General features: G+C 73.9%; 16 protein-coding genes and 1 pseudogene. 10 read left to right on the forward strand and 7 right to left on the reverse strand.

Going from position 1 to position 21,235, the window contains the following annotated elements:
* Positions 1 to 142: 142 nt before the first annotated feature.
* Entirely contained in the window at positions 143 to 889 is a 747-nt protein-coding gene (locus V6V16_RS03510) for an oxidoreductase (protein WP_334559376.1), read from the reverse strand.
* 266 nt (positions 890 to 1,155) lie between these two features.
* Between V6V16_RS03510 and acs the strand changes: the two genes are divergently transcribed.
* The 4 genes from acs (at position 1,156) to V6V16_RS03530 (ending at position 10,072) form a co-directional block, all read left to right on the forward strand.
* Positions 1,156 to 3,117 (forward strand): acetate--CoA ligase, encoded by a 1,962-nt coding sequence (gene acs, locus V6V16_RS03515; protein WP_334559378.1) that lies wholly within the window; start codon positions 1,156 to 1,158, stop codon positions 3,115 to 3,117.
* 263 nt (positions 3,118 to 3,380) lie between these two features.
* On the forward strand, positions 3,381 to 6,170 hold the full coding sequence (locus V6V16_RS03520; protein WP_334559380.1) for an immune inhibitor A domain-containing protein: 2,790 nt from the start codon (positions 3,381 to 3,383) through the stop codon (positions 6,168 to 6,170).
* A gap of 376 nt (positions 6,171 to 6,546) precedes the next feature.
* Positions 6,547 to 8,943: an immune inhibitor A domain-containing protein gene (locus tag V6V16_RS03525; RefSeq protein ID WP_334559418.1), complete on the forward strand. Its 2,397-nt coding sequence runs from the start codon at positions 6,547 to 6,549 to the stop codon at positions 8,941 to 8,943.
* A gap of 196 nt (positions 8,944 to 9,139) precedes the next feature.
* Positions 9,140 to 10,072, forward strand: coding sequence for an alpha/beta fold hydrolase (locus V6V16_RS03530; protein WP_334559382.1), 933 nt, complete (start codon positions 9,140 to 9,142; stop codon positions 10,070 to 10,072).
* A 1-nt stretch (position 10,073) separates the two neighbouring features.
* Here V6V16_RS03530 and V6V16_RS03535 read toward each other — a convergent pair whose 3' ends face one another.
* Together V6V16_RS03535 and V6V16_RS03540 are read right to left on the reverse strand one after the other, a co-directional pair.
* Positions 10,074 to 10,439 carry a hypothetical protein gene (locus V6V16_RS03535; protein WP_334559384.1) on the reverse strand — a complete coding sequence of 122 codons (366 nt, stop codon included), beginning with the start codon at positions 10,437 to 10,439 and terminating at the stop codon, positions 10,074 to 10,076.
* Positions 10,436 to 13,210: an SseB family protein gene (locus tag V6V16_RS03540; RefSeq protein WP_334559387.1), complete on the reverse strand. Its 2,775-nt coding sequence runs from the start codon at positions 13,208 to 13,210 to the stop codon at positions 10,436 to 10,438. The genes V6V16_RS03535 and V6V16_RS03540 overlap by 4 nt, the downstream gene beginning before the upstream one ends.
* A gap of 151 nt (positions 13,211 to 13,361) precedes the next feature.
* Between V6V16_RS03540 and mycP the strand changes: the two genes are divergently transcribed.
* Positions 13,362 to 14,621, forward strand: coding sequence for a type VII secretion-associated serine protease mycosin (gene mycP / locus V6V16_RS03545; RefSeq protein ID WP_334559388.1), 1,260 nt, complete (start codon positions 13,362 to 13,364; stop codon positions 14,619 to 14,621).
* 85 nt (positions 14,622 to 14,706) lie between these two features.
* Here mycP and V6V16_RS03550 read toward each other — a convergent pair whose 3' ends face one another.
* Entirely contained in the window at positions 14,707 to 15,000 is a 294-nt protein-coding gene (locus V6V16_RS03550) for a WXG100 family type VII secretion target (RefSeq protein WP_334559389.1), read from the reverse strand.
* Positions 15,001 to 15,026: 26 nt separating this feature from the next.
* The gene (locus V6V16_RS03555) at positions 15,027 to 15,347 is read right to left on the reverse strand and encodes a WXG100 family type VII secretion target (protein WP_089003743.1); all 321 of its coding nucleotides are present in this window, start codon (positions 15,345 to 15,347) and stop codon (positions 15,027 to 15,029) included.
* A gap of 224 nt (positions 15,348 to 15,571) precedes the next feature.
* On the opposite strand from V6V16_RS03555, the gene eccE reads away from it, so the two are divergent.
* From eccE to rarD, 4 genes are all read left to right on the forward strand, one after another.
* Positions 15,572 to 17,500 (forward strand): type VII secretion protein EccE, encoded by a 1,929-nt coding sequence (gene eccE, locus V6V16_RS03560; RefSeq protein WP_442934021.1) that lies wholly within the window; start codon positions 15,572 to 15,574, stop codon positions 17,498 to 17,500.
* Between the two features lie 67 nt (positions 17,501 to 17,567).
* Positions 17,568 to 17,954 carry a phage holin family protein gene (locus V6V16_RS03565; protein WP_334559390.1) on the forward strand — a complete coding sequence of 129 codons (387 nt, stop codon included), beginning with the start codon at positions 17,568 to 17,570 and terminating at the stop codon, positions 17,952 to 17,954.
* Positions 17,955 to 18,054: 100 nt separating this feature from the next.
* Positions 18,055 to 18,555, forward strand: a complete 501-nt coding sequence (locus tag V6V16_RS03570; protein WP_334559391.1) for a GNAT family N-acetyltransferase — start codon at positions 18,055 to 18,057, stop codon at positions 18,553 to 18,555.
* Positions 18,552 to 19,469, forward strand: a complete 918-nt coding sequence (gene rarD / locus V6V16_RS03575) for an EamA family transporter RarD (protein ID WP_334559393.1) — start codon at positions 18,552 to 18,554, stop codon at positions 19,467 to 19,469. The genes V6V16_RS03570 and rarD overlap by 4 nt, the downstream gene beginning before the upstream one ends.
* A gap of 53 nt (positions 19,470 to 19,522) precedes the next feature.
* Here the strand turns inward: rarD and V6V16_RS03580 are convergent, their stop codons facing one another.
* On the reverse strand, positions 19,523 to 20,215 hold the full coding sequence (locus V6V16_RS03580) for an anti-sigma factor family protein (protein ID WP_334559395.1): 693 nt from the start codon (positions 20,213 to 20,215) through the stop codon (positions 19,523 to 19,525).
* Positions 20,212 to 20,706: a sigma-70 family RNA polymerase sigma factor gene (locus V6V16_RS03585; protein ID WP_334559422.1), complete on the reverse strand. Its 495-nt coding sequence runs from the start codon at positions 20,704 to 20,706 to the stop codon at positions 20,212 to 20,214. The genes V6V16_RS03580 and V6V16_RS03585 overlap by 4 nt, the downstream gene beginning before the upstream one ends.
* 250 nt (positions 20,707 to 20,956) lie before the next feature.
* Between V6V16_RS03585 and V6V16_RS03590 the strand changes: the two are divergent.
* A pseudogene (locus V6V16_RS03590) lies at positions 20,957 to 21,235 on the forward strand (phosphatase); the annotation flags it as partial.

Genomic DNA, 21,235 nt, shown 5'->3' on the forward strand with positions numbered 1-21,235 from the left:
ACGCCCGGCAGGCAGGCCGACGCCCGGCAGGCCGGCAGCGACAGCCAGCCCGCCGCCTCGACCCGTCACACCGACGCCGCCCGGCCAGTCCACCGCCCCAACCCGGCAGACGACGGCCCCCGGGCAGGCGGACGCGCGGCGGTCAGGTCGCCGCGAGGACCTCGTCGCCGATGGTGGTGAGCTGCTCGGCGCCGACCTCCACCGCCGCCATGTAGTGCCGCAGCCAGGAGCGCAGCCCGTCCTCGGTGCCGGTGGCGAAGGCGCCGGCCGAGCCGACGTACTCCGGCTCGCGCTCGTGGTGTCCGACGTCCACGGCGAGCAGGCCGCGCGGGTCGAGCCCGCTGGAGAGCAGCACCAGCCGGGCGGCGCCCCGGGCCACCACCCCCGACGGCCCGGCGAAGGGTCGCAGGTTGAGCAGTTCGCCGTGCACGACGGCGGCCAGCACGAGCGGCGAGACCTTCGTGCCGCCGGTGACGAGCCCGGCGAGCGCGTCCAGCCTCGCGGCGACCACCGGGTCCGCCACCGGCCGGCCCAGCTCGGCCTCGGTGACGACGTCGCGGGCGGCGAGCACGTGCAGCCGCGCCAGCGCCTGGCGGGGCGCCCTCGGCCAGAGGTCGGAGAGCCCGGGCAGCGCCCCGGCCACCCGCAGCGCGCCCTGGACCACCGGTTCGGTGACGGTTCCGGCGCGGACCGCCTCGCGATCGCGGGCGTACCCCTCAAGGGCGGCGCTGGCCACCGCGGACCGGAGGCTGACCTCGGCCGCGACCTGGCCACCGTGCCGGCGCAGCGCGCGGTGGCCCAGCGCCTGGTCGAAACGCTCGCGGGCCCGCTCGACGGCGGGAGCGATGTCGGCGAGCGCGAGCAGCGGGGCGAGCGGGTCCGAGGTCACCCCGTCACGCTATCGACTGCCCGGTGCGCCCCGTCGACGAGCCGCGCGGAAGCGACCGCCGCCACCCGGACCGTGGTCGGCGGGGGTCCTCCCCCCGGCGGGATCCGTCGATGAGGTGGCTCCGCGTGCGCCCGGATCGCCGCCCGGCGCGCGGCGGGGGCCGCTCGGCGCGCGTGGGCCGGACCGGCGGTCGCCCGTACCGCCCGCCCCGACTAACCTCGTGCCCTAGAGAGACGCAGGTCACCCGAGCGACAAGGGAGCACGGCATGAGCGAGGCATTGGCAAATCTGCTGAACGAGACGCGCCAGTTCCCCCCGCCGGCCGAACTCGCCGCGGACGCCAACGTCACCGCCGACGCGTACGGGGAGGCCGACGCCGACCGGCTGGCGTTCTGGGAGCGGCAGGCCGGGCGGCTGACCTGGGCGCGGCAGTGGGACCAGGTACTCGACTGGTCGAAGCCGCCGTTCGCGAAGTGGTTCGTCGGCGGGCAGCTCAACGTGGCGTACAACTGCCTGGACCGGCACGTCGAGGCGGGCCTCGGCGAGAAGGTCGCCATCCACTGGGAGGGCGAGCCGGGCGACACCCGGACCATCACGTACGCCGACCTGCACCGGCTGACCTGCCAGGCGGCCAACGCGCTGACCGACCTGGGCGTCACCGCCGGCGACCGGGTGGCGATCTACCTGCCGATGGTCCCGGAGGCGGCGGTCGCGATGCTGGCCTGCGCCCGGATCGGCGCGACCCACAGCGTGGTCTTCGGCGGCTTCTCCGCCGAGTCGCTGACCAACCGGATCCAGGACGCCAGCGCCAAGGTGGTGATCACCGCCGACGGTGGCTACCGCCGGGGCAAGCCGTCGGCGTTGAAGCCGACCGTGGACGAGGCCGTGGCGAACTGCCCGTCGGTGGAGCACGTGCTGGTGGTACGCCGCACCGGCGAGGAGGTCGCCTGGTCGGGCAGGGACCGCTGGTGGCACGAGACGGTGGAGACCGCCCCCATCGAGCACGCCGCGCAGCCGTTCGACGCCGAGCACCCGCTCTTCATCCTCTACACCAGCGGCACCACGGCCCGGCCGAAGGGCATCCTGCACACCACCGGCGGCTACCTGACCCAGACGTCGTACACGACGCACGCGGTTTTCGATTTGAAGCCGGAGACCGACGTCTACTGGTGCACCGCCGACATCGGCTGGGTCACCGGGCACTCCTACATCGTCTACGGCCCGCTCTCCAACGGCGCCACCCAGGTGATGTACGAGGGCACCCCGGACACCCCGCACAAGGGGCGGTTCTGGGAGATCGTCGACAAGTACAAGGTCAGCATCCTCTACACCGCACCGACGCTCATCCGCACGATGATGAAGTGGGGCGACGACATCCCCGCCGGGTACGACCTCTCCTCGCTGCGGCTGCTCGGCAGCGTGGGCGAGCCGATCAACCCCGAGGCGTGGATGTGGTACCGGCAGCACGTCGGCGGCGGCGCGCTGCCCATCGTGGACACCTGGTGGCAGACGGAGACCGGGGCGATCATGATCTCGCCCCTGCCGGGTGTCACGGCGACCAAGCCCGGTTCCGCGATGACGCCGCTGCCCGGGATCGTCGCCGACGTGGTCGACGACCAGGGCCAGCCGGTGCCGAACGGCGGCGGCGGATACCTGGTGCTGCGCGAGCCGTGGCCGTCGATGCTGCGCACCATCTGGGGCGACGACGACCGGTTCATCGAGACGTACTGGTCGCGGTTCGAGGGCATGTACTTCGCCGGGGACGGGGCGAAGAAGGACGCCGACGGGCACGTCTGGCTGCTCGGTCGCGTCGACGACGTGATGCTGGTGTCCGGGCACAACATCTCGACCACGGAGGTGGAGTCGGCGCTGGTCTCGCACCCGTCGGTGGCCGAGGCGGCGGTGGTCGGCGCGACCGACCCGACCACCGGGCAGGCCATCGTCGCGTTCGCCATCCCGCGCGGCACCACGGACATCGCCGGCGACGCCGGCGAGAAGCTCATCGCCGAGCTGCGCAACCACGTGGCCAGGACGCTCGGCCCGATCGCCAAGCCCCGCCAGATCATGCTGGTGCCGGAGCTGCCGAAGACCCGTTCCGGCAAGATCATGCGCCGCCTGCTGCGGGACGTGGCCGAGAACCGCTCGCTCGGTGACGTCACCACGCTCCAGGACTCGTCCGTGATGGAGCTGATCTCGTCCGGCATGGGCGGCAAGTCCGACGAGGACTGACCCGTACGCCCCGATGGGTGGCGGTCCCACGCGGACCGTCACCCATCGTCGTTTCTTACGGGTGTGCGACCGGCCGGATGCGCGCTGTCACATCGGTCGGTCGGGTGAGCCGGGAGAAGCTGAACGGACACAGGCGGACGTCGACCCCTGTCTTTCCCCTGTTTCCTGATTTAGGTTCACGCGGATCGGGTCGGTTCGACGGACGTCACATCGGTCGATGCCGGGCCGCTACCTCCTCCCCCATGCCCGAGAAACGGAGTGGCATGAACAGAAACCCGCAATCCGGGTCGCGTCGGCGCCTGCTCGTCGCGTTGCCCGCCATCGCCCTCGCCGCGGCCTCACTCACCGTGACGAGCGGCGCGGCAGGGGCGGATCCCGCCCCCGCCCGAGCCACGATCGGGACGGACGAGTACTACATCAACTACGCGGAGCCCGCCGTCCAGCCGGACAGCAGCGGCCGCGAGGTCAAGGGCAAGGGCGGCGTCTACGCTCCGGCGGTCGAGGAGGCGCGCGCGTACGACCGCAAGTTCGCCCGCGGCAACCCGGTCGCCGCCGAGCAGCTCGCGAAGCACGAGGCCAAGGCGATGAAGACGGGCAAGAGCCCGCGGCAGCTCAAGAAGGCCCCGAGCACCCAGACCGCCAAGCTGCTGACCCTGCTGGTGGAGTTCAACGACCAGGCCAACGACGACTTCACGGGCGTGATGGTCCCGAAGACGGTGTTCGAGGACCGCACCTGCGTCCCCGGCACCGTGCAGAACGGGCCCAGGCACAACAGGATCCCGAACCCGGCGAACCTGCCGCACGAGGACAACAACTCGATGTGGGTGCCGGACTTCTCGCCCACCCACTACGACAAGATGCTCTACACCAAGAAGGGCATCACCGAGCGGGTCCGCAAGGACCTGCGGGGCCCGGACGGCAGGCGGGGCATCGACCTCAGCGGCCGCACCATGCACAACATGTACCTGGAGATGTCCAAGGGCGCCTACACGGTCGACGGGCAGGCCAGCCCGTGGATCACCGTTCCGCACTCCGAGGGCTGGTACGCGGCCTCGCGCTGCTTCCAGGACGAGAACGGCAACTGGGTCCCCGGCCGCCAGCAGTCGATGAACGGCCACCCGGACAACCCGCAGGGCGCCGGCCGACTGGCCACCGACGCGATCGACGCCCTGGCCAAGACGGACCCGAACTTCCCGTGGGCCGACTACGACATCGAGGACCAGGGCGACCGCGACGGCGACGGCAACCTCTTCGAGCCGGACGGCGTGATCGACCACCTGGTGCTGGTGCACGCCGGCCAGGGCAAGTCCCGCGGCGGCGGCGCCGAGGGCACGTACGCCGTCTGGGCGCACTCGTCGACGGTGACCGGCGGCTACACCATCCCCGGCACCGACCTCCAGGTCTCGAACTACATCGTGCAGCCGGAGGACGCCGGCGTCGGCGTCTTCGCCCACGAGTTCGGCCACGACCTGGGCCTGCCGGACCTCTACGACACCTCCGGCAACGCCGACTCCGACGTCGACTTCTGGGACCTGATGGCCTCGGGCTCGCACTCGGGCGAGATCTTCCAGGCGCTGCCGACGCACATGGGCCTCTGGGACAAGTGGGTGCTCGGCTGGGCCGACCCGCTCACCCTCGCCCCGGGCTCGGACCCGCGTGCCGTGCAGCTCGGCCAGACCTCGCGCACCCCGCGCGGCACCGAGGACGGCATCAAGGTCGACCTGCCGGACAAGGTGATCACGCTGGCCACGCCGCACAGCGGCGCGAACATGTGGTACTCGGGCGCCGACCAGGACTGGGCGGACGTCAAGATCACCCGCCAGGTGGCGGTGCCCGCGGCGGCCGACGCGAAGTTCTGGATGTGGAACAACTTCGTCATCGAGGCCGACTGGGACTACGGCTTCGTCGAGCTCTCCACCGACGGCGGCACCACGTGGGCCGAGCAGAAGGTCTACGACGCGGCCGGCAACCTCGTCACCACCAACGACGGCTACGCCGACCCGAACGGCCGGATGGTGGACTTCGGCAACAAGAAGTACGGCCTGACCGGCGACACGCACGGCTGGCGGCACGACTACGTCGACCTGTCGGCGTACGCCGGGCAGAACGTGCAGGTCCGGCTCCGCTACGCCACGGACGAGGCGTTCGCGGAGCGCGGCTGGTTCGCCGACGACTTCTCGGTGACCGGCGGCGGCACCACCACGTGGAGCGACGACGTCGAGGGCGGGGCCAACGGCTGGACGGCGACCGGCGGCAGCTTCGTCGACACCACCGGCCAGGGCTGGCACATCGACAGCGGCACCTCGACCCAGTCGCACTACTACCTGGCCGAGTGGCGCAACTTCGACGGCTTCGACAAGGGCCTGAAGTACACCTACGACACGATCTACTCGCGCGACGCGTGGAAGGTCGACCGGGTCGCCTACAACGCCCCGGGCATGCTGGTCTGGTACCGGGACACCGCGCTGGGCGACGTCAACCACACCACGGCGCAGATGACCGCGCTGCCCAGCTACGGCGCCAAGGGTGGTCTGCTGATCGTCGACTCGCACTTCGACCCGTACCGCCGCAAGGGCGAGGCGGCCGTCAAGGACCCGTCGGTGCTGGACAACCTGCCCAGCCGCCCGCAGTCCGCGAACGCGGCCTTCTCGCTGAACCCCACGTACCCGTTCAAGGAGTGCCTGGAGGCGGCGGACGAGCCGTACAGCGAGTACTGCACGAGCTTCGGCCGGCAGGCGCCGGTGCGGGGCTTCACCGACGCGAAGGGCTGGTACCCGGGCATCGAGATGCGCGACGGCTCGCCGTACGCGCGGGACAACGACGCCTCCGTGGTCATCCCGTCGAAGGGCAACGCGCCGTACACCACCCGGGTCACCAACCCGGACGGTACGCCGGCGACGTCCTACTACGGGGTCAGCCTGGGCAGCGGCATCGTGCTGGGCAGCGGGAACCCCGGTGACCAGGGCGTCTCCTACGGCGTCACCATCACCATCAAGCGCACCGCCCGGGACAACTCGTACGCCACGGTGTACGTCACCCCGGCGCGGAACTGACCGCGGGTCGGTCGCGCGACATCCCGACGGGGCCCGTCCGGAGCACACCGCTCCGGGCGGGCCCCGCTCGTCCGGAAGGGTGGGCGAGCCGAGCCGATCACACATTTCGCGTATTCGATCACGCCTATCGAGGCGTGTCTCTTCCCCGCCGGTCGGGGTCGTCTTCCCTGTTCACGACCCCTGGAGAAGGGGCCGACTGTGACAGTGAAAAGCGTTCCCATCAAAACTTTGCAACAAATCGACGCATGCACCTTCCCACCGGTCACACGAGTGTCTATGTTCACCATTGGTCCCACTAGTGGGACCGGTCTCACCGGCCCCTACCCCCGTTGGGCCGGTTCCCTCACACCGGAGGTACCACGTGCGCAAAGTCGCAGTGGGTCTGCTCGGGCTTTCGCTGACGGCGACGGGACTGGCGGTCGGCACTTCCGCCAGCGCCGCCCCGCAGCCGAAGTTGCCGACGGCTGCTCCGTCGGTCGCCGAGCCAGCCCATGTCGACCACGACCTGCCGAACCCGCTGGAGGACAAGCGTCGCGCCCTGCGCCAGGAGGGCCTGAGCGACGTCATCTCCGGCCGGTCGAAGCCGCAGAAGGTCAACGGCAGCACGGTCGTCAAGGTCGGCAAGACCCAGGCCGAGGGGGCTGCCGCCCGCTCGACCCGGGCCAACGCCGCCACGCAGACGGAAGACCAGTACGTCGAGCTCTCCCGGGAGAAGACCGACCGGATCTTCGTCATCCTGGCGGAGTTCGGCAACGAGCGGCACCCGAACTACCCGGACCAGGACACCGACCCGGACACCCCCGGGCCGACCCGGTTCGACGGGCCGCTGCACAACGAGATCCCGCAGCCGAACCGGGCGGTGGACAACTCCACCGTGTGGCAGGCGGACTACAACCCCGACTACTACCGCAAGCTCTACTTCGGCACCAACCCCGGTGACGAGTCCGTCAAGCAGTACTACGAGGCCCAGTCCTCGGGTCGCTACAGCGTCGACGGCAAGGTCACCGACTGGGTGAAGGTGAAGTACAACGAGGCCCGCTACGGCCGCTCCGGCGGCTACCCGTGCGCCTCGAACGTCTGCAACAACACCTGGGCCCTGGTCCGCGACGCCGCCAACCAGTGGGTCGCCGACCAGAAGGCCGCCGGCCGCACCGACGCCCAGATCGCCGCGGACCTCAAGGCGATGGACCAGTGGGACCGGTACGACCACGACGGCGACGCCGACTTCAACGAGCCGGACGGCTACATCGACCACTTCCAGATCGTCCACTCCGGTGGCGACGAGGCCGACGGTGACCCGTACCAGGGTGAGGACGCCATCTGGAGCCACCGCTGGTACGCCTTCGCGTCCGACCAGGGCTCGACCGGCCCGATCAGCAACCCGGCCGGCGGCACCCAGATCGGCAACACCGGCATCTGGATCGGCGACTACACCATCCAGCCGGAGAACGGTGGCCGGAGCGTCTTCTACCACGAGTACGGCCACGACCTCGGTCTGCCGGACGACTACAACGTCACCAGTGGTGGGGACAACAACAACGAGCACTGGACCCTGATGGCCCAGAGCCGGCTCGGCGCCAAGGAGGACGCCGGCATCGGCGACCGCGGCGGTGACCTGGGAGCGTGGAACAAGCTCCAGCTCGGCTGGCTCGACTACGAGGTGGTCGCGGCGGGGCAGAAGCGGACCATGACCCTCGGCCCGCAGGAATACAACACCGACGAGGCGCAGGCCGTCGTCGTGGTGCTCCCGAAGCGCGAGTACACGTTCGAGCACGGCGCGCCCTTCGCGGGCACCAAGCAGTTCTTCTCCGGCAACGAGGACGACCTCAACAGCACGATGACCCGGACCCTGGACTTCACCGGGAAGTCGTCGGCGTCGCTGTCGATGAAGGGCCGCTACAGCATCGAGGCCGACTACGACTACCTGTTCTTCGAGGCCTCGCTGGACGGCGGCCAGTCCTGGGTGACCCTGCCCGGCACGGCCAACGGCCAGCCGCTGAAGGAGATCTCCCCCGGACGCTTCGCGCTGGACGGCAGCAGCGACGGCAAGTGGGTCGACATCGCCATCCCCATGGACGTGGCGGCGGGCAAGGTCGCGCAGTTCCGGCTGCGCTACCAGACTGACGGCGGCGTCTCCGAGGGTGGCTTCTACGGTGACGCGCTCACCGTGACGGCCGACGGCCAGACCGTCCTCTCCGACGGTGCCGAGACCGGCGCCGAGGGCTGGACGTTCGCCGGCAAGTTCGAGATCGCCGAGGCGAGCTACACCCGGGCCTACGACAACTACTACATCGCGGGCACCCGGCAGTACATCTCGTACGACAAGTACCTGAAGACCGGCCCGTACTTCTTCGGCTACTCGAACACCCGCCCGGACTACGTGGACCACTACGCGTACCAGGAGGGTCTGCTGATCTCCTACTGGAACACCCGGTGGGCGGACAACGACACGTTCGTGCACCCGGGTGAGGGTCGCAACATGATCATCGACGCGCACCCGCGGCCGATCTACAACCTGAGCGGCGCCCCCTGGCGGGCCCGCGTCCAGGTCTACGACGCGCCGTTCAGCCTGAAGAAGGCCGACTCGTTCACGCTGCACCTCAACAGCCAGCCGCAGTACATCCGTGGCCAGGCCGCGCAGCCGCTGTTCGACGACACCAAGCAGTACTGGTTCCCGGAGCTGCCGAACCACGGCGTCAAGCTCCCGGCCACCGGCACCAAGATCAAGGTCCTGGAGAAGAACGGCGTCTACACCAAGATCCGCATCTCCTGAGTCCGCTGATCCCGCAACACCCGCACCACGCGATGCCCGGGCAGGTCACCTGCCCGGGCATCGCCCGTCTCCAGCGGCCGGGCGGCCCGACGGCCGGGCGGCCCGACGGCCGGGTCGGGGAGTCCTGCGAGCGATTCCGGCCACCCCACGGGTCGGCGCGGGAACCGGCCGGCGTCGGGGTCCTAGGCTGTCTGCCATGACCGAGCAGCGCGGCGGGCCCGTCGACGAGTCCTGCGTCCTCACCGAGGGGCCGTGGACGCACCGGTTCGTCGGCGCCAACGGCAGCCGCTTCCACGTCGTCGAGGCCGGCGCCGGCCCGATGGTGCTCTTCCTGCACGGCTTCCCCGAGCACTGGTGGGCCTGGCACGAGATGCTGCCGGCGATCGCCGACGCCGGCTTCCGCGCCGTCGCGGTCGACCTGCGCGGCTACGGCGCCAGCGACAAGCCGCCCCGGGGATACGACGGCTACACGCTGGCCGCCGACGTCGCCGGGCTCATCCGGGCCCTCGGCGAACGCTCCGCGACCGTGGTGGGCACCGGCGTCGGCGGCATGATCGGGTGGACGGCGGCGTCGTTCCACCCGTCGCTCGTGCGCCGGCTGGTGGTGCTCGGCGCCCCGCACCCGCTCCGGCTGCGGGCCGCGATCTTCGCCGATCCGCGCGGGCAGTTCGCCGCCGCCACGCCCGCGCTGAAGTTCCAGCTGCCCCGCTACGAGCACGTGCTGACCCGCGACGACGCGGCACCCGTGGCGGAGATGCTGCGCCGCTGGGGCGGGCAGCGCTGGGTCGGCGGGCCGGGCTTCGAGGCGTACGCGGCCCGGTGCCGGGAGGCCATGCGCATCCCGCAGGCGGCGTTCTGCGCCCTGGAGGGCTACCGCTGGGCCTTCCGCTCGGTGCTCCGCCTGCACGGCTACCGCTTCGTCCGGCTGATGCAGAAGCCGCTGGTCACGCCGACCCTCCAGCTGCACGGCGCGCTCGACGAGGCCTCCCTGCCGCGTACCGCCCTGGGCTCCGGCCGGTACGTGGTGGCGCCCTACGAGTGGCGGCTCCTGGACGACGTCGGGCACTTCCCGCACCTGGAAGCCGGCGACGTGGTGCTGGGCGAGATCCTGCGCTGGGCGAAGTCCTGACTCAGACCCGCTGCTCGCGCAGGTCGGCCACCTCGGTCGCCGGCGCCCAGCCCTGGTAGACGCCGAAGTCGAAGACCTCCAGCCCCATCGCCCGGGCGACCGGCCAGCGCCCGCCGGTGTACTCCACCCGCAGCCAGCCGTCGTGCTCGCCGAGGACGATGAACGGCTGCCCCTGCCAGGTGCAGGTGGTGCGGACGTACGCCAGGTCGTCGAGCTCGGTGGCCGGCAGCACGCGGACGTACCGACCGGGGCGGATCTCCTCGAAGCCCTCACCGGGTTCCGGCTGGTAGAGCCGGACGTCGTCCCCGTCCGGGCTGGCCTGGTATTCCCGGCCCCGCCAGCGGGCCACGTAGCCGTCGCGCGTCACCGCTCACCGACCTGTCGCCACCGCAGCGCGTCCGTGTCGAGGATGGCGATCACCCGTTCGGTGCCGTCCGCGCCGATCCGCCACAGCTGTGCCCCGTGCGGCAGCCGGGCGCTGTCCACCTTGAACTCCGCGACCACGTCGCTGCTCTCCCCGGGGGCGAAGCCGTTGCCGCGGAACGGCGGGCGCTCGATGACCCAGCCCTCCATGGCCCGCATGGCGGCCTCGTTCTGCCCGCCGTACGGGATCCGGTAGAGGCTGGGACGGTGCGCGGGCCAGCGCAGCACGTAGATCTCCTCGGCGTCCCGGCCGAAGGGGGAATCCGGGTAGCCCAGGCCGAGCGCGTCGTGCAGCTCGGCCGGGGTGTTCAGGTGGGCCAGTTCGCCGGCCCGGTGCACGAAGCCGGAAACCCGGTCGTAGCCCCGCTCCAGGTAGTAGGCGAGCTGGCTGGGGGCGACCGCCTTCTGCATCACGATCGGACGCGCCGGATCCGAGGCGGGCGGGGCGTAGCGGGGGCGGCTCACCGGTTCCTCGGCGGCGGGGGGCTCGGTCTCCGCCCCGACGTCGTCGCCGAGCCCCACCTCGGCCGCCCAGTTGGCCAGCCCGACGATCTGCTCGCCGGGCAGCTTCGCCCCGACCGGGGTGCCCGGGTTGACCGCGAACGACCAGGACTCGTCCGGCCAGCGGCGGATCAGCTGGACGAACTTCACCCCGATGGTCTCGACCGCCGCGTCGGTGTGGTCGGCGAGCCGCTCCGGGGAGGTGTGCACCACCACGAAGGTCTCGCCGTCGAGCTCCTGCGTACGCCAGACGAAGCCGGGCTCGCCGGGACGGCTGCCGGGCGCGGAGTCGGCCGCCACCGGCAGCAGCACGCGGGCCAGCAGCAGGGTGGAGAGGAAGGTGTCGGTGCTGCCGGCACCGGCGGCGTCGAGAAGGTTCTCCTCCACCTCGTTGGCCGGCTGGAAGTCGGCCGGTACCGCCTCGGGCGGCGGCGCTTCCTCGGCGACACCCCCGGCCGCGGGCTCGTCGACGGCGGGCGGCCCGGCGGTGAGCCCGGTCCCGTCGTCGCGGGTGGGGACGTCGACACCCGAGGGCTCCGCCCCGCCGGTGACCGGCGCGCCGTCGCGGACACCCGCGTCGGCCGAGGCCGTTGCCGGCGCTGCCGGGGTGCCTCCGCCCGGAGCCGGCGGGAAGAGGCGGGCGGTCGCCGGCTCCGCCGACGGGGCGGCGGGCTCCGCCGACGCGGGCGCGACGTCGACCGGGTCGGCGGACGCGGCCACCACCTCGGGCCGCCGGCGGACCGGTTCGAACAGCGAGACGGTCTCCTCCGACGCCACCGAGGGTTCGTCGGCGGGTGGCCCGGTGAGGTCCCGCGCCTCGATGACGGTGCCCTCGATGACGATCGGCGTGAAGCCGCGCCGGGCGGCGGGCGGCGCGGAGACCGGCTCCGCCACCGGGTCCGACCCGGCGGGCTCGGGGACGGGCTGCCGGCGCGGCAGCGCCTGGGTCTCCTCCTCGGCCGGCTCCGGCCGGCGCCCGACGTGCGGCGGGGGCGACCCGGGGGGCCGGAGTTCCCGGGTGGCCTCCTCGTCGGGTGCCGGCCGGCGCGGCGGCAGCACCTGGGTGGCCTCCGCGACCGGCATCGCGAAGGCCCGCGTCGGTTCCCCGTCGGCCGGGGCACCCGGCATCGCGAAGGCCCGGGTCGCTTCCCCGTCGGCCGGGGCACCCGGCATCGCGAAGGCCCGCGTCGGTTCCCCGTCGGTGGGGGCGGCCGGGATCGGGTGGGTCGGTTCCTCCTGCGCCGGCACCGGCTCGGCGAGCGGGCGGCGGCGCGGGAACGGCTGCGCGCCCGGCGCCAGGCGGGACGGCGGCGCCGCCCGCTCGCCGGAGCGCAGCGCCTCCTGCCGGTACGCCGCCGCGCGGCCCGACGCCGGTTCGAAGAAGGACCGGTTCGGCCGCTCCGGGGGCTCGCCGGCGGGGCGGCCGTTGGTGGCCGGCGCGGGCGGGGCGTCCGGCGTCGACAGGCCCCTCGGGCGCTCGGTGAGCGGCGCGGGGCGGGGCGGTGGGAGCCGGTCGGCGGCCGCCACGGCGTCGAACCGCGCGGGTCCACCCGCCGCCGGTTCGCCGTGCCGGGAGTCGCGCTGCTCCGCCGGGAACGGCGGTGAGGCGAGCGGGAACGCCGCCGGCCCGCCGGACCGGGCGGGGGACCGACCGCCGGTCGGCGCAGCGGTCACCCCGGCCCCGGACGCCCCGCCGGCCGGCACGGAGCCGGTGCTCGGGCTGGTGTCCGGCCCGCCCCCCGCGTCGGGGCCGCCGGCGTGGGCCCGGGTGCGGGCGGCCGTCTCGACCCGTTCCAGCCGGGCCCGTGCCCCCATCGTCCGGCCGGGCAGCCGGACGTCGCCCCGGGAGAGCTGGGCGACGAACCACGCCGGCAGGTAGCCCTCAATGGGCAGGCCGGGATTCACCGTCAGCCACCACTCGTGGTTGGGCCAGCCGTCGGCCAGGTCGGCGTAGGCGATGCGCCGGACGGTGCCGCCGTTCTCGCCGAGGCAGGCCCGCACGGCGGCCCCGGAGGTGAACGCCAACACGTGGGTCCGGCCGCCGGTGGTCCACGTCCCCCAACCCATCGGCGCCCTCCCGGCGAGCGCCTCGGCGGAGACGGGCAGCAACAGCTCGGTCCGGGCCAGGACGCGGAAGTAGAGCTGCTGGTCGTTCGCACGCAGCGCGTCCCGCATCGCCGCCTCGGCGTCGGTGGCCGGCTCCCACTCGGTCACGGCCACCCCTCCTCCCGCGCACAGGCCATAGGTATCGCGTACAACCTACAAGGTAGAAGCAAGATCACAATGGCTGGCCGGCGGCGGTGCGCCCGGCTCCCCGGAGGCGCTAACATCCCGTTCCGGAGTCGACACAGTACGGAGGCGGTCGATGTCCCCGTCCCCCGCGAGCCCGCTCCTGGCCGCCCTCACCACCGCGTTGCTCACCGCCGTCCCCGCCGCTCCGGCGGCCGCCGGCGGCCCGGCCGCCGCCGCGCGCTCCGCGCCCGTTCCGCCTCTCGCCCGGTCGGCCCCCGCCTGCGCCTCGCCCCTGGCCCCGGCCCGGCCGGTCTCCGCGCCCCCCTGGCCCCAGCAGCGGTACGCGCCGGAGCGGTTGGCGCCGTTCGCCACCGGGGCGGGGGTGACGGTGGCGGTGGTCGACTCCGGGGTGGACGCGCGGCACCCGCAGCTGAGCGGCCGGATCCTCGACGGCACCGACCTGCTCGACCCCGGGGGCGACGGCAGCCGGGACTGCGCCGGTCACGGCACCGGTGTGGCGAGCATCATCGCCGCCGGACCCCGCGACGGGGTGGCGTTCCGCGGGCTGGCGCCGGACGCCCGGATCCTGCCCGTACGCGTCAGTGAGCAGCAGGTGGTCGAGGGGCGGGAATCGGGGCGTACGGTCAGCGCCGGGGAGTTCGCCCGGGCGATCCGCTGGGCGGTCGACCACGACGCCGACGTGCTCAACCTCTCCGTCGTCCTGTACGCGGACGACCCCGCGGTGCGGGCCGCCGTCGGCTACGCGGTCGACCGGGACGTGGTCGTGGTGGCCGCCGCCGGCAACCTGCACGACGCCGGGGATCCCCGCCCCTACCCCGCCGCGTACGACGGGGTGCTCGGGGTGGGGGCCATCGGGCTGGACGGGGCCCGCGCGCCGTTCTCCCAGACCGGCTCGTACGTGGATCTGGTCGCCCCGGGCAGCGAGGTGCTGATGGCCGCCCCCGGCCAGGGCCACCACCGGGCGGAGGGGACCAGCTACGCGGCGCCCTTCGTGGCGGCCACCGCAGCGCTGCTGCGGCAGTACCGGCCGGAGCTGAGCGCGGCGCAGGTGGCGCAGCGGATCATGGCGACCGCCGATCCGGCCCCGGGCGGCGTCCGGGGCGGCGGGTACGGCGCGGGGGTACTGAACCCGTACCGGGCGGTCACCGAGACCGGCGGCGGGATTCGGGAGCGGTCGCGCCCGGCCACCGCGCTGGCCGACGACCGGGCCGAGCCGGCGCTGGCGGCGCAGCGGGCCCGGCGGGCGACGGCCCGGGACAGGGCGCTGCTGGTGGCGGGGGTCAGCGGGGCGGCGGTGGCCCTGGCGGTGCTGCTGACGCTTGTCGTGCCGCGCGGCGCCCGTCGCCGCTGGGAGCCGGCCGGCCCCGCCTGAGCGCGCCCACCGGTAGCGGGCCGACCCGACGACGCGCCGGTGGTGGCGTCGACCGGTGAGGGTCGGCGCCACCACCGGGCGGAGCTCACTGGAACAGGCCGACGTTCTTCTTCTCGGTGTCGAGGTAGTCGGCCGCGGAGTCGCCGACCGCGAGCTTGATGTCGCGCAGCATGGCCTGAAGGTCCTGCGAGGCCGAGCGCCAGCGGCCCTGCCGCTGCTCGTATGCCTGCCGGGCCTCGCCCGACCAGCTCGCCACGAGCGGGGCGGCGTCCCGTTCGAGCTGGCCGAGCTGCGAGTCGAGCGCGTTCAGCGCCTTCTGGATGTCCGCGTTCGCCTGCTGGAGGGCGGCGAAGTTGACGACGAGTACACCGTGGTCCATCGGATGTCTCCTCCCCCGAGACCGGGTCAGAGCGGCAGCTGGATGCCGCCGCGGTTGGTGGTGGACACCCGGCTGGCCGCCTCGGCGTCCGAGACGTCGTAGTGCTGACCGGCCGTGCGGATCGCGCCGGCGGTCTCGCGCAGCGCGCGTTGCAGCGCCGCCTGGTCCTGCGCCCACTGCTGCTTGACCTGCTCGAACGAGCGCCCACCGGCACCACGCCAGGCCTGCTGCAACACCTCCAACTCCGCCATCAGGCTGCTCAGCATGGACTGCAGGGACTGGTCGACCTGCTCGAACTTCGCGGCGGTCTGCTGCATCACCGCTGCTTCTGCCTGGGTCTGGGACACCCGGGACGTCACCTCGTCTCCTCGGTAGTGGCTGGCCGTGCGCGCGCCCGCTCACCGGACGCGCCGCTCACGCCGCCCCGCGTCGAGCACGGCGGGCGCGGACTCAGCGAAACTCGTCGCTGACGGTAGCGGTCCGATAGCTTTTCTGCTACCCCGCCGCCCTCCCCTGTGGACGACCCACGACCCCCTCGCGGCGGGCGCGCCCCTTACGATGGGCGGCGTCGATGTCGCGGCGAGTGACGGTTCGAGGAGGCGCGGTGACGGTGACCACCGGTCCGGGCCCGCACCGGACGGCTCGCGTCCACGAGCCCGGCCCGCCCGTCGTGGCCCCCGTGCCGATCGCGCCGGCCGGTCCCGCCGGAGGCCCGCCGGGACCCCGGACCGACCTTCCCCCACAGTGGATTCCGGCGGCCCGGCGGCGCGGTGCCGGCGTACGGGCCGGTCAGGTCGTCGCCACCCAGGTGGCGGTCGCCGCCGTGGTCGCGGCGGCCGGTCGGGGCGTGCCCGCGACGGCGGTGGCGGTGGCGGTGGCCGCGCTGCTGCTGCCCGTGGCCTGGGTGCGGCTGCGGGGGCGCTGGCTCCACGAGTGGCTGACCACCGGCCTGGGCTACGCGACCCGGCGCCGCGCCCTGTCCCCGGCCGCCGGCCCGGCGGCCCTGCTGAGCCTGGTCGACCCGGGTGCCGTCGTCCGCCCCGCCGAGCTGGCCGGCACGCCGGCCGCCGTGCTGGACGACGCCACGGGCATGGTGGCCCTGCTGGAGGTCGGCGACCCGGCCAACCTGATCGGCGACGTTCCCGGCACCCTGCCGGCACCGGCGTCGCTGCTGCCGGCGGCCGCGCCCGACGGCCCCCCGGTCCGGCTCCAGCTCCTGTTGACCGGCGCACCGGCGCCGACCGTCGGCGCGGGTGGCGGCACCGTCGGCACCTCCTACCGCCAGCTCACCGACGGGCGGCTCCCCGGCCGGGACCGGGCAGTGCTCGCCGTCCGGGTGCTCCGCGTCGAGGGCTGGACCGGCGAGGAGCTGCGGCGGGCGCTCGCCGGCACGATGCGCCGGATCATCCGCCGGCTCGGGCCGGCGACCGCCCGGCCGCTGGGCGAGCGGGCGACGCTCCGGGTGCTGGCGGAGTTGGCCCACCACGACGCCCACCCCGCGCAGGAGTCCTGGCAGGCGGTTCGCGCGGGGGACCTGCTCCAGACCACCTTCCGGCTGCTCCGCTGGCCCGACCCGGCCGCCGACGCCGGCCGGCGGCTGGTGTCCCGGCTGCTCGCGCTGCCCGCGACCGCGACCACCGTGTCGCTCTGCGCCGGGCCGTGGGCCGGCGCCGACCCGGCGGCGGCGCCGATCGAGCTGACCGTACGGCTGGCCGCCGCCAGCCCGGCGGAGCTCTCGACGGCGGCGCAGTCGCTGCGGCGGCTGGTGGCCGAGTCCGGCGGTGAGGTGCGCCGCCTCGACGGTGAGCAGCTCGGCGGGCTGGCCGGGACGCTGCCGCTAGCGGCGCCGGGCGGGCCGGGCCCGGGGCCCGCACCGGCCGGCCTGGAGCTGCCCCTCGGCGCGGCGGGGCTGATGGTCGGCACCAACCGGCACGGTGGCGCGGTCACCGTCCGGCTGTTCCGGCCGGAGAGCACCCGGGTGGTGCTCGTCGGCGGGGTACGCGCGGCGCAGCTCGTCACGGTACGGGCCATGGCGCTCGGCGCCCGGGTGGTGGTGCAGACCGTCCGTCCGCGCGGGTGGGAGCCGTTCGTGAGGGGCGTCGGCACCCCCGGCGCGATGATCCCGGTGCTCCCGCCCGGCCGGCCGGTGGCCGAACCGGGTACGCCGCTGCGCCCGCTGCTGGTGGTGGTCGACGCCGGCCCGACGCCCGCCGGCCCGGAGCCGGGTTTCCCGTGGCAGACGACGCTGCTCGTCCGCGACGAGCTGACCCCCGCCGACGCCGACGCGCTGGGCCGGGCCGACCTGGCGGTGCTGCAACCGCTCGACCCGGCCGAGGCCGCCGTGGCCGGCGCCGCGCTGGGCCTGGGCGGATCGGCGGAGTGGCTGACCCGGATCCGCGACGACATGGTGGCGGTGGTCAACCGCCGGGCGTTGCGCTGGGCGCTGCTCTCTCCGACCCCGATCGAGTCGCAGCTGGTCGGTCGCCCCTCCCGCCGCTGATCCCGGCGCGGCCGACGGACGGTGTCGCGGGTTTCCCGGGTGGCCCGTCCGTGACACGATCCCGGCCATGGGTTTCCTCAAGGGGCTGCTGATCCGGCTGGGCAGCACGGTGCTGGCCTTCTGGCTGGCCACGCTACTCATCCCGGGCATCACACTGGATTCGGCGTCCGCCGTCGAGGCGGTGACCACGCTGGTCCTCGTCTCGGTGATCTTCGGAGTGGTCAACGCGGTGCTCCAGCCGATCATCAAGACCGTCGGCTGCGGCTTCTACCTGCTGACCCTCGGGCTGATCGCGCTGGTGGTCAACGGGCTGCTGTTCCTGCTCACCAGCTGGATCGCCGACCAGGCCGGGCTGCCCTTCCACGTCGACGGCTTCTGGCCGGAGGCGGTGCTCGGCGCGCTCCTCGTCGGGATCGTCACCTGGATCCTGGGCGCCGTTCTCGACCGCGACTGACCCGGTCCGTGGCCGGCCGGCCGCGGCGCGGGAGAAGCGACCGACCGGTGGACGGGAATCCCCGGGGCGGCACGCGGGTGGGCGGGCTAGCGTCACCGGCATGTTCACCCTGACCCGCGACGACGGCTACCTGCTCAGCACCGATCCGGACCGCATCGACCTGGACCTGGTGCACCACTGGCTCTGCACCGACGCGTACTGGGCGATCGGGCGGGACCGGGAGACGGTGGCCCGGGCGTTCGCCGGGTCCGTGCCGTTCGGCGTCTACCGTCCGGGCGACGGCCGACAGGTCGCGGTCGCCCGGGTGGTCACCGACCGGGCGACCTTCGGCTGGCTCTGCGACGTCTACGTGGATCCCGCCGAGCGGGGGCGCGGGCTGGGCAGCTGGCTCGCCGGGGCGGTCCGCGACCACCTCGCCGCCCTGGGCGTACGCCGGATCCTGCTGGCCACCTCCGACGCCCACGGCGTGTACGCGAGGGTCGGCTTCGCCCCGATGACCGATCCGCACCGCTGGATGCAGCTCGACCAGCGGGACCGGGCGGTGAACCCGGTCACCGGCAAGGATCCGGACGGCTCACCGCCCCTTACGGTGGAGGCGTGACGCCACTCCGCCTCGGCTACCTCTACGGCATCGTGGCGTACCTGCTCTGGGGGTTCTTCCCGCTCTACCTGAAGCTGATGCGCCCGGCCGGGCCGATGGAGATCCTGGCCCACCGGATCGTCTGGTCGGTGGTCTTCGTCGCCCTGCTGCTGGGCGCGCTGCGCAACGTCGGGTTCCTGCGGGCGCTGCTGCGCCGGCCCCGGGCGTTGGCGGGCATCGGCGCCGCCGCCGCGCTGATCGCCGTGAACTGGGGCACCTACATCTACGGCGTCAACTCCGACCGGGTGGTGGAGACGGCCCTGGGCTACTTCATCAACCCACTGGTGGTGGTGCTGCTGGGCGTGACCGTGCTGCGCGAACGGCTGCGCCCGGCGCAGTGGGGGGCGCTCGGCATCGGCGCGCTGGCCGTGGTCGTGCTGGCCGTCGACTACGGCCGGCCGCCTTACCTGGCGCTGGTCCTGGCGCTCAGCTTCGCCGGGTACGGCCTGGTCAAGAAGCGCCTGGGGCTGCCCGCCGCGGAGGGGCTCTTCGTCGAGTCGGCGGTGCTGGCGCTGCCCGCGCTGGCCTACCTGGGCTGGCTCACGGCGGGCGGCGACGCGACCTTCGGGCGGGTGTCGGTCGGGCACACCGCGCTGCTCGTCTCAGCCGGGGCGGCCACCGCGATCCCGCTGCTGCTCTTCGCCGGGGCGGCGAACCGGCTCCCGCTCACCGGTCTCGGCATGATCCAGTACCTCGCCCCGATCCTCCAGCTGGGCTGCGGCGTGCTGATCTTCCACGAGCCGATGCCGCCCGCCCGGCTCGCCGGCTTCGCCCTGGTCTGGGCCGCGCTGATCGTCTTCACCGTCGACGCCCTGCGCCACTCCCGACGGGCCCTCGCCGCCCGCCGGGCCGAGGCCCTCGCCGCGACCCGCTGACCGGCCCACCGTCAGCCGGGGCGCCGACGGCCGACCGGCCGGCGCGCGCCCGCTCAGCGGAGGTCGTAGGCGAGTACGGGGGTGCCGTCCGCCCGGAGCAGCTCCAGGCGGACCAGCTCGGCGTCGGTGAACCGGGTCGCCCCGGCGATCCGCAGGTCGTCGCCGGGGGCGGCGAGCCACGAGCCGACCTGCTCCGTCGCGCCCTGCGGGCCGTACGCCACCAGCCGGAAGGTGTACGCCTTGGTGTAGCCGGCCTTCGCGTCGTACCCGCAGCGCATCCTCACCTCGGTACCCCAGTCGGTGCCGCTGAGGGCGATCTGGGCGTGCACCGGCACGGCGCCGGCCACCGGCTGCATGGCGACCATCGGCACCTCCGCGGCGGGCGGGGTGGCCGCCTGGCGGGGCAGCAGGGCGGCGGTGCCGACGCCGACGACCAGGGCCAACGCGGCGGCGGCGAGTGCGGTGGAGGCGTACCGGCGGCGGACGGCTGACCGCTCGCGGCGCCGGCGCTCCCGCGCGGCGGCGAGCAGCTCGGGCACCCGGGGGTTCTCCGGCGGCGGCAGGAACCGCTCCAGCCCGGCCGGGTCGAGCCGGCCGAGCAGCCCGGGCAGGACGGCTATCTGGGCGACGGCCTCCCGGCAGGTGGCGCAGCCGGCCAGGTGCCGCTCGTAGGCGGCCCGTTCGGCGGGGGCCAGCGCACCCAGCACGTACGCGCCGTCGTCGTGCGCGAACTCGCACCGGGTCATCCCGTCACTCCCATCTCGGCCAGGACCAACCGTAGTGAGCGCAGGGCGTAGTGGGTGCGGGACTTGACGGTGCCCGGCGGCACGCCCAGCCGGGAGGCGGCCTCCGCCACCGACCGCCCCTGGTAGAAGCACTCCACCAGCACCTCCCGGTGGGAGGGGCTGAGCCGGCCCAGCGCCTCGGCGACCATCCATGCCTCCACCGCGCGCTCCGCCTCGTCCACGGTCTCCGGCGGCTCGGGCAGCTCGTCGGTGTAGACCTCGCCGACCCGGGCGGAACGCCGCCGCCAGGCGTCGATGGCGAGGTTGCGGGCGGTGGTGAAGAGCCAGGCCCGCACGGAGCCGCGCTCCGGGTCGAGCGACTCCGGGTGCCGCCACGCCCGCAGCAGGGTCTCCTGCACCAGGTCCTCGGCCCGCTGCCGGTCACCGTTGACCAGCCGGAGGGCGTGCGCGTACAGCGCCTCCGCGTGCTCGTCGTGCAGCGCGCGGAGCAGTTGGGCGTCGTGGTCGGTGATGGCGGTCTCCTCGCTGTCGGCGCGAGCCCGGCGGTGGCGTCCGCAGGGGAATACGTGCCGTCGCCCCGGTCGGTTCAGCCGCAGGTCACGGCGGGCGTCCCGGCCGAGGTGTTCACGCCCGGTTCACGCGGTCGCCGACGCCCGCTCACCGCGCCCTCCTAGCGTCCGGCGGGTACGCACGCCAGCGGCTGCTCCGGCGTGCACCGACCCCCTCCAGGAGGCTCCTTCCATGAGCGACCGTCCCCGGCTGCTCCCGTTGCTCGGCGCCACCCGCCACGGCAGCCGCGACGCCATGACCTGTCTGTACCGGTGCGGCAACGCGTGCGACCACCCGGTTCCCAACACCTCCGGCAACGCGTACTTCGGGGACGTGGTGAACGCGGAGGTGTCCCGGCGCGGCGTGGTCCGGGCCGGCGCGGCCGGCGCGCTGGTGCTCGGCTTCGGCGGCGCGGCCGCCGGCGCCTGCCGTACCGGTTCACGGAGTGGAGAAGACCATGTCCGACACCCT

The sequence above is a fragment of the Micromonospora sp. CPCC 205561 genome (assembly GCF_036906775.1).
In the GTDB taxonomy this organism is placed as follows: Bacteria; Actinomycetota; Actinomycetes; order Mycobacteriales; family Micromonosporaceae; genus Micromonospora.

Coding starts and splice junctions, on each gene's coding strand:
- mycP (WP_334559388.1), top strand. CDS start 13,362: ATGTCCCCGTCCCCCGCGAGCCCGCTCCTGGCCGCCCTCACCACCGCG.
- V6V16_RS03520 (WP_334559380.1), top strand. CDS start 3,381: ATGAACAGAAACCCGCAATCCGGGTCGCGTCGGCGCCTGCTCGTCGCG.
- V6V16_RS03550 (WP_334559389.1), bottom strand. CDS start 15,000: ATGGACCACGGTGTACTCGTCGTCAACTTCGCCGCCCTCCAGCAGGCG.
- V6V16_RS03565 (WP_334559390.1), top strand. CDS start 17,568: ATGGGTTTCCTCAAGGGGCTGCTGATCCGGCTGGGCAGCACGGTGCTG.
- V6V16_RS03530 (WP_334559382.1), top strand. CDS start 9,140: ATGACCGAGCAGCGCGGCGGGCCCGTCGACGAGTCCTGCGTCCTCACC.
- eccE (WP_442934021.1), top strand. CDS start 15,572: ATGTCGCGGCGAGTGACGGTTCGAGGAGGCGCGGTGACGGTGACCACC.
- V6V16_RS03570 (WP_334559391.1), top strand. CDS start 18,055: ATGTTCACCCTGACCCGCGACGACGGCTACCTGCTCAGCACCGATCCG.
- acs (WP_334559378.1), top strand. CDS start 1,156: ATGAGCGAGGCATTGGCAAATCTGCTGAACGAGACGCGCCAGTTCCCC.
- V6V16_RS03580 (WP_334559395.1), bottom strand. CDS start 20,215: ATGACCCGGTGCGAGTTCGCGCACGACGACGGCGCGTACGTGCTGGGT.